Raw genomic sequence first — 5,435 nt, forward strand, 5'->3', positions numbered from 1 at the left:
CGCCAAAGGACGGCAATCCACTACTCTCCCCCGATCTGCTGGCCTTGCCGAATTTCTTGCTGACGCCGCATGTCGCGTGGTCCAGCCGGCCGGCAATGCAGGCGCTAGCCGACCAGTTGATCGACAACATCGAGGCCTTCGCGCGCGGCGAACCAAAGAACCGGGTGGCCTGACGCTCCATGCCGAAAAAACCCCGTCATAACTCGGTCAAGGGGCCCCGTCTGCGGGTGCTGCTCGGCGCCAGCATCGCCATCGGTCCCGGCAAGGCTGAGCTGCTGGAGGCGATCGGTCGCAGCGGTTCGATCTCGGCGGCGGCACGCGAGATGGGCATGTCCTACCGGCGGGCCTGGCTATTGGTCGAGGCGGTCAACGCCGCATTCGTGGAGCCGGTGGTGGCGACGGCGACCGGCGGCAGCGGCGGCGGCGGGGCGCAACTCACCGATTTCGGACGCGAGGTGGTCGAGCGTTATCGCCGGATGGAGCAGGTTGCCGAGCAGTCCGTAAGGAAGGAGTTCGTCGCTTTCCGCAAGCTGCTGGCGCCCTCAGCCGACTAGGGCGACGCTCTTCACCTGCGCGAACAGTTCCTGACCGACCCGAACTTCCAGTTGGTCCAGTGATTTTTGCGTCAGCCGCGCCAGCAGCGCATTGCCACCGATCTCGAGGCGAACCAGCGCGCGTCCCGGCGGCTGAGCGTCAATGCCTTTGACGCGTGCGGCGAGCGTATTGAGGATACTCGAATCGTGCTGCGGAGTGATGGCAAGGCTGACATCGCGGGCCTGAATGCGCACGCGTACCGCAGTGCCGATGGCGCGCGGCGGGCTGGGGGCCCACAGCGATTGTTCCGGGAAGTCGAGGCGGGCGAGCGCGTAGTCCGTGTCGTAGGCGCCAACTGTAGCGGCGATCACAACGAACGCTTCCTCTCCGTGCGACAGTGGCAGGTCGAGCCGCGGCAGCAGCTCGGCGAGCGCCCCCTCGGCGCGTACGCGGCCATCTTCCAGTAGCACCAGGTGATCGGCCAGTTGCGCCACTTCCGGAAGCGAATGGCTGACGTAGAGCACCGGGATTTCCAGTTCGTCGTGCAGCTTTTCCAGCCAAGGCAGGAACTCCGCCTTGCGCGCCTCGTCGAGTGCGGCGAGCGGTTCGTCCATCAGCAGCAGGCGTGGCTTTGCGAGCAGCGCGCGAGCAATCGCGATGCGCTGCCGTTCACCACCAGAAAGACTGTCCGGGTGGCGGTCGAGCAAGTGACCGATACCGAGAAGGGCGATGACCGGCGCCGTGTCCGGCGGCGTCGCATCGCCAGCACGGCGACGGCCGAAGGCGAGGTTGGCGCGCACGTCGAGGTGTGGGAACAGCTCCGCGTCCTGGAAAACGTAGCCGAGCGGGCGTTGGTGCGGTGGCATGAAGCGGCCGGTAGCGCTGTCCTGCCAGACTTCACCGAGCACCTCCAGATGCCCGTTCGTGTGGCTCTCCAGTCCGGCAATGGCGCGCAGCAGCGTCGTCTTGCCAGAGCCGGAGGTGCCAAAGATGGCGGTGACGCCACGTCCCGGCAGGCGCAGATCCACGTCGAGTGCGAAGGCGGGCCGCGTGAGTTGCAGGCAGAGATCGATCGTGCCGGCGATCATGTCTGCCTCCGCGTCATCGGGTTAAGCGTGTAGAGCGCGAGAAGCACGAGGAAGGAAAAGAGCAGCATGCCGCCGGCTAGCCAGTGCGCTTGCGCATACTCCAGCGCTTCGACGTGGTCGTAGATCTGCACGGAGATGACCCGTGTCTTTTCCGGGATGTTGCCGCCGATCATCAGCACCACGCCGAATTCGCCGAGGGTGTGCGCAAAGCCGAGCACGGCGGCAGTCAGGAATCCGGGTCGGGCAAGCGGCACGACGACGTGGAAAAAGGCATCGAGCGGTGCTGCACGCAGCGTGGCGGCCGCTTCCAGCAGTCGTTCCGGTATCGCAGTGAAGGCATTCTGCAGCGGTTGCACGACGAAGGGCAGGGAATAGAGGCAGGAAGCGACGACGAGGCCGGGGAACGTGAACGGCAGTGTGCCAAGCCCGGCCGCCTGTGTCAGCTTGCCAAGCGGACCCCCCGGACCCATGGCGACGAGCAGATAGAAGCCGAGCACGGTCGGTGGCAGCACTAGCGGCAGCGCGACGACGGCGCTGACCGCGCCCTTCCAGCATGAACCGGTGCGTGCCAACCACCACGCCAGCGGCGTGCCGGCAAGCAGCAGCAGTGCAGTCGTCAGTGTCGCCAGTTTCAGCGTCAGCCAGACTGCGGCGAGGTCGGAAGCGGAAAATGGCATGGTGTCAGGGCATCGTGTCAGGGTAGGTCGTAGCCGAAGCTGCGGATCGTCGCCTGTGCAGCGTCGCCCTTTAGCCAGGCGAGGAAGGCCTTTGCTGCCGCGTTGCCGCGGCCGCGCGTGAGCAGCGCGGCGTCCTGGCGGATCGGCTGGTGCAGGCGTGCCGGCACGACCCAGCCGGATCCGTCGGCAATGCGCCCGTCCTTCATCACTTGGGCCAGCGCGACGAAGCCCAACTCGGCGTTGCCGGAGGCGACGAACTGATGTGTCTGCGCGATGTTCTCGCCGAGTACGAAGCGCGGGCGCAACGTGTCAGCAAGGCCGAGCGCGCCGAGTGTCTCCATTGCGGCCTGGCCGTAGGGCGCGACTTTCGGGTTGGCCAGCGCCAGGTGGCGGAAGTCGCCGTTCTTCAGTATTGCGCCCTCGCCATCAACGACGTCGGGCTTCGGGCTCCACAGCACGAGGCGGCCGATGGCGTAGGTAAAGCGCGTGCCGGCCTGCGCATGTCCTTCCTTCTCCAGTCTTGCCGGTGTCTCGTCGTCGGCCGAAAGCAGTACATCGAAGGGGGCTCCATTGACGATCTGCGCGTGGAACTTGCCGGTCGAGCCGGTGACCAGCGTTGCCCGGTGGCCGGTGCCGCGCTCAAAAGCCTCGGCGATCTGCTTTGCCGGCGCGGAGAAATTGGCAGCAACGGCAATGCGGGTTTCCTCGGCCGTCGCTTGCATGGCGGCAAGAACGGCAAGAAAGATCAGCAGCGGTCGGACGAGCATGAGATTGCTCCAAACATCGTTATGTTCTGACGGATATTTCGAGGCGCCATTGTGCCTGCATTGGCGGCCGCTGTCTATCCGGCGGTATACAACGATGCTGCCAAGCGCACAACAAGGGCGTTTGCGGCGACCCCATCCCGGGCTATCATCGCCCCCTGCCTCTGGAGAAAGTGCATGAGTACCCGCGAAGACATCCTGGCGCGCGTGCGCGCCAACCTTGGCGTCAATGCCGACGACGTGGCGCGCCTGCGCGCTGCTCGTGCCGCGCTGGCCGCCGGCAGTAGCGGACCGCGTCCGCATTTGCAGGGCGATCTGGCGGCCCGCTTCCGGGCCAAGTCGGAAGCCATGGCCTCTACCGTCGACGCGGTGGCGACACTGTCCGAGCTGCCCGGTGCAGTCGCTCGCTACCTGGTCAGCGTGGGACTGCCACTGCGAGCGACGTGCTGGCCGGTGCTGGCCGGGCTGGACTGGGTTGCCGCCGGAGTGATGATCGAAGCTCGCGCGGCCAATGGCGATGACTTGACCGGTATCACCGGCTGCTTCTGCGCCATTGCCGAAACCGGCACGCTTATGCTCGCCTCCGGCCCCGACACGGCAGCGACCACCAGCCTGCTGCCGGAGACGCACATTGCCGTGGTTCCTGTCTCTCGCATCGTGCCAGCGATGGAGGAAGGTTTCGCGCTGCTGCGCGCGGAGCAAGGCGATGATCTGCCGCGCGCCGTCAATTTCGTTTCAGGCCCTTCGCGCACCGGTGACATCGAGCAGACCATCGTGCTCGGGGCGCACGGCCCTTATCGCGTGCACCTCATTCTTGTCGAGGATCGGCCGAGCCCAGATAGCGGGCCTTGATTCTGCGACTGCTTCCGTCGCGCTGCAGACCGGCGATGCCCTCATCAAGGACTATTTTCAGCTGTGTGGCATCTGGATGTCGCTTACTGATCAACACATGGAAAGTCTTGATTGGGGTGACGGGGTCGGGAGTATGGCCGATGCCATTTAGCCGTATCTCGCCTCGTGCCTCCATCATGCGGACGATTTCCAACTGTTCGATTGCGAAATCGTAGCGATCGACTTCCAGCATTCGCAACAGTGCCCTGCGGTTCCTTGCGCTGGTTTCGATCGGCAGTTTTCCTTCGTACTGGTCATAGTTGAAGCCGAGGATGCCCCCGAGTCGAAACGCCTTCAGATCGTCGATGCGAGCAATTTTCGGAGGTTCAGGAAAGCGGCGGTGGGTGTAGAACAGCACGAGGTGTGTCTCGTACAAGGGGGCGCTATACAGCGCGTAGCGCGCTCGCTCTTCCCTGTAGGAGGCATTGGGGACGAGGTCGACTTCCCCGGACTCAACTTCGGCAAGGCAGCGCTTCCAGGGATGGACAAGATGCTGCACCTTGATGTTCCTGCGCTTGAATATCTCGTCGACCATGTCGACCGCAATGCCGGTGGGGCGACTCGATGGGTCGAGCATCAGGTAGGGTGGTTTGAGGCCGTCTTCCCAGCAGACGAGGATTTCCCGCAATGGATTCGCTGCTGCGGCCGGGAGGCAGAGTATGCCAAGCAGCAGCGCGAAAACGAACCGGGTCCCGCGATGTCCTCCTGCAATCATGAACACGTTCCGGCTACATCAGGCGAATGGCATCATCGGATGCCCCCGGCGCACCGCTTCCATGAAGATGATTCCCTGGTGGGGCTCGCCAATGCCGCCTGCCTCGTAGATCAGGGTAAACAGTTCGTCGGCCTGCGGCGCTTCGACGAGTACCATCATCACATCCTTCTCACTCCAGAAGGCTCGCCCCGGGCGGATCCTCCGGCTGCCGGTGCCGCGTGCGTGATGGTGGCTGACGGAGAGTACGCCGGGCCGATTGTCGACGATTTCGAGCAGCTTGCGGCCGTTGCCGCTGGCGACGATGGCGGTGATCAGCTTCTTTTCCACGCCATGGCCGATGTGGCCGAGCGCGCTCACTTGCGGGGCTCCGCGTGGATGCCAAAACGGGCCGATACTTCATGCGGCACGTAGGTCGCCATCTTTTCGAGATTGGTCATCCACAGGATGCCCATGCCGGGAGTATCCAGCTTGGCGGTGACGAAGATGCGCTCGAACATGCGGTCCGCCTGCTCCGACGGTACGACGATGTAGATCACTTCCTTCTCGCTGTTCACGGTAAGGCCGAGGATGCCGAGGTGCTTCTGGCGCACGCCGGTACCGCGCGCGTGGAAGATCGTGGCCCCCTGGGCGCCGGCTTCCTGTGCGGCCTGGACCACGAGGTCGGCCGCGCCGCGCTGAACGATGGCGGTCAACAGCACGGCGTCAGTGAGGACGATGAGTTGATTGGTATTGCTGGTCATGCATGACTCCTGCGTCTCCTGCGCGT

At 64.5% G+C, this 5,435-nt stretch carries 8 protein-coding genes and 1 pseudogene; 3 read left to right on the top strand and 6 right to left on the bottom strand.

Annotated elements, in window-relative coordinates; genetic code table 11:
* Both RKP46_RS08370 and RKP46_RS08375 read left to right on the top strand, forming a co-directional pair.
* Nucleotides 1-173, top strand: a pseudogene (locus tag RKP46_RS08370) (glycerate dehydrogenase); the annotation flags it as partial.
* Between the two features lie 6 nt (nucleotides 174-179).
* Nucleotides 180-554, top strand: a complete 375-nt coding sequence (locus RKP46_RS08375; RefSeq protein ID WP_311106221.1) for a LysR family transcriptional regulator — start codon at nucleotides 180-182, stop codon at nucleotides 552-554.
* Here RKP46_RS08375 and modC read toward each other — a convergent pair.
* From modC to modA, 3 genes are read right to left on the bottom strand one after another with little or no spacing between them, the layout of a single operon-like run.
* Entirely contained in the window at nucleotides 543-1,622 is a 1,080-nt protein-coding gene (gene modC, locus RKP46_RS08380) for a molybdenum ABC transporter ATP-binding protein (protein ID WP_311106222.1), read from the bottom strand. The genes RKP46_RS08375 and modC overlap by 12 nt on opposite strands.
* The gene (modB, locus tag RKP46_RS08385; RefSeq protein ID WP_311106223.1) at nucleotides 1,619-2,299 is read right to left on the bottom strand and encodes a molybdate ABC transporter permease subunit; all 681 of its coding nucleotides are present in this window, start codon (nucleotides 2,297-2,299) and stop codon (nucleotides 1,619-1,621) included. Before modB ends, modC begins: the two co-directional genes overlap by 4 nt.
* A 17-nt stretch (nucleotides 2,300-2,316) precedes the next feature.
* Entirely contained in the window at nucleotides 2,317-3,066 is a 750-nt protein-coding gene (gene modA / locus RKP46_RS08390) for a molybdate ABC transporter substrate-binding protein (RefSeq protein ID WP_311106224.1), read from the bottom strand.
* Nucleotides 3,067-3,240: 174 nt separating this feature from the next.
* Here modA and RKP46_RS08395 point away from each other — a divergent pair, with 174 nt between their 5' ends.
* Complete coding sequence (locus tag RKP46_RS08395; protein WP_311106227.1) at nucleotides 3,241-3,915, top strand: lactate utilization protein C; 675 nt, start codon at nucleotides 3,241-3,243, stop codon at nucleotides 3,913-3,915.
* Here RKP46_RS08395 and RKP46_RS08400 read toward each other — a convergent pair.
* From RKP46_RS08400 to RKP46_RS08410, 3 genes are read right to left on the bottom strand one after another with little or no spacing between them, the layout of a single operon-like run.
* On the bottom strand, nucleotides 3,872-4,669 hold the full coding sequence (locus RKP46_RS08400; protein ID WP_311106225.1) for a transporter substrate-binding domain-containing protein: 798 nt from the start codon (nucleotides 4,667-4,669) through the stop codon (nucleotides 3,872-3,874). The genes RKP46_RS08395 and RKP46_RS08400 overlap by 44 nt on opposite strands.
* A gap of 18 nt (nucleotides 4,670-4,687) precedes the next feature.
* Nucleotides 4,688-5,026 carry a hypothetical protein gene (locus tag RKP46_RS08405; protein ID WP_311106226.1) on the bottom strand — a complete coding sequence of 113 codons (339 nt, stop codon included), beginning with the start codon at nucleotides 5,024-5,026 and terminating at the stop codon, nucleotides 4,688-4,690.
* Nucleotides 5,023-5,409, bottom strand: coding sequence for a P-II family nitrogen regulator (locus RKP46_RS08410; protein WP_311106228.1), 387 nt, complete (start codon nucleotides 5,407-5,409; stop codon nucleotides 5,023-5,025). Before RKP46_RS08410 ends, RKP46_RS08405 begins: the two co-directional genes overlap by 4 nt.
* Nucleotides 5,410-5,435: the final 26 nt, after the last annotated feature.

The organism is Accumulibacter sp. (assembly GCF_031732815.1).
Classification (GTDB): Bacteria; Pseudomonadota; Gammaproteobacteria; order Burkholderiales; family Rhodocyclaceae; genus Accumulibacter.

What these genes read in the sequence shown, in the direction of transcription:
- RKP46_RS08375 (WP_311106221.1), top strand. Translation starts at nt 180, where the DNA reads ATGCCGAAAAAACCCCGTCATAACTCGGTCAAGGGGCCCCGTCTGCGG.
- modC (WP_311106222.1), bottom strand. Translation starts at nt 1,622, where the DNA reads ATGATCGCCGGCACGATCGATCTCTGCCTGCAACTCACGCGGCCCGCC.
- modB (WP_311106223.1), bottom strand. Translation starts at nt 2,299, where the DNA reads ATGCCATTTTCCGCTTCCGACCTCGCCGCAGTCTGGCTGACGCTGAAA.
- modA (WP_311106224.1), bottom strand. Translation starts at nt 3,066, where the DNA reads ATGCTCGTCCGACCGCTGCTGATCTTTCTTGCCGTTCTTGCCGCCATG.
- RKP46_RS08395 (WP_311106227.1), top strand. Translation starts at nt 3,241, where the DNA reads ATGAGTACCCGCGAAGACATCCTGGCGCGCGTGCGCGCCAACCTTGGC.
- RKP46_RS08400 (WP_311106225.1), bottom strand. Translation starts at nt 4,669, where the DNA reads ATGATTGCAGGAGGACATCGCGGGACCCGGTTCGTTTTCGCGCTGCTG.
- RKP46_RS08410 (WP_311106228.1), bottom strand. Translation starts at nt 5,409, where the DNA reads ATGACCAGCAATACCAATCAACTCATCGTCCTCACTGACGCCGTGCTG.